We start from the raw sequence: 1,445 nt of genomic DNA, 5'->3' as shown, positions 1-1,445 counted from the left end.
TGCGGCATAACAGAAACCTCTTCCGACGCAGAGTCGGTGGTGGTAGTTCATGAGGAGATGCATCCCTGGGGAGCAGGTGCTCCGACAGATGATGAGGATATCTATTTTAAGGTTGTAGACCTTAATGATGGGAGCATAGTTACTCTATTTAAAGGACCTCAGCAGTTTTTTGATATTTATTGGAAATGATATAAAAATCCTATAAGAAAATTAGCACTCTACTTGACAGAGTGCTAATTTGGTGTTATACCATATATAGAACAAAGGAACAGAGAAGACCATAAGGACTTAGGTTCCCTAGATCTGAACCCTCCGTCCCAATGCTCAAAAATAAATGTTTTTGATGCAAAGGAGGAAAAAACTATGTTAGCACCTAGTATTTTTGAAGAAAATCTTTTTGACAATCTGTTCAATTTTCCGGATTTCAGAGAACTGAACAACATGGAGCGGAAGCTCTACGGACGTCACGCCGACAGGCTGATGAAGACTGATGTTAAGGAAGAGGATAACCAGTATGAAGTTAGTGTTGATCTTCCTGGTTTTGCCAAAGAGGATATTAACCTTGAACTGAATGACGGGTATCTTACAATCAGTGCTTCAAAGAACATGAACAATGACAAGAATGATAAGAAAGGACGTCTGATCAGGCAGGAGCGATACAGTGGCTCGATGCAGAGAAGCTTCTATGTAGGCGACCAGATCACAGAAGAGGACGTAAAGGCAGCCTTCCATCACGGAGTTCTGACACTTACCATTCCTAAGAAAGAACAGGAAAAGCTTCCTGAAAAGAAACATATCATGATAGCTTAAGAGCCAATAGGCTCCACATAATAAGAAAACTCCTAAAAGGCATCCCGAGACCAATCACCTCGGGATGTTTTTTGTATTATGATTTTCACGACAAATCAGAGCAAGAAATGTCGGGTAATACTAACACCATCGGATTAAACTGATACTATAAATATCAGGAAGAGGTAAGGATATATGAATAGACCAATTACAACATTATAGTGGTGCTATTGTGTGAATAGGTGGGGCTCAATTGCGAACTAGGTGGGCTCACAGCCCGAAATATTCAGATAACTTCAAATGAAAAAGATGTACATGGAAATTATGACTTTCGTGTACATCTTTTTTTGTAGCAATGCATTATTTATGTATTTTTTAGATTATCAAAAATCGGAATATAGTACAATTAGGGAGGATATTTAAAATCTGAATCGGGAACAAAAGTAAGTTATACCATAGGTTGTCTGCTTATGGAAGGAGTTTTGACGGAAATGCAGGTAAGGGGTACTACGCAGACATTACAGAAAAGGTACAGTCAGTTACGCCTGAGCTGTACAAAGCAGGGGATAAAAGGTATGAAATACAGTGTTGACACCTACAGACTTTATCAGAGCGAAAAGCGCTTTGCACATACTGTTCGCATCCATGTAAGAATG

2 protein-coding genes are annotated in these 1,445 nt (G+C 39.4%); both read left to right on the top strand.

Features of this window, described 5'->3' with window-relative positions:
• A partial coding sequence (locus BMW61_RS22255; protein WP_175475345.1) for a hypothetical protein occupies positions 1–189 on the top strand: 189 nt, incomplete at its 5' end.
• 174 nt (positions 190–363) lie between these two features.
• A complete protein-coding gene (locus tag BMW61_RS21490) occupies positions 364–810 on the top strand; it encodes an Hsp20/alpha crystallin family protein (protein WP_022762324.1) in 447 nt (148 codons plus the stop codon).
• The last annotated feature ends 635 nt before the right edge of the window (positions 811–1,445 follow it).

Source organism: Butyrivibrio sp. ob235 (genome assembly GCF_900109475.1).
Lineage (GTDB): Bacteria > Bacillota > Clostridia > Lachnospirales > Lachnospiraceae > Butyrivibrio.
This window is presented reverse-complemented; position numbering and strand designations above follow the sequence as displayed.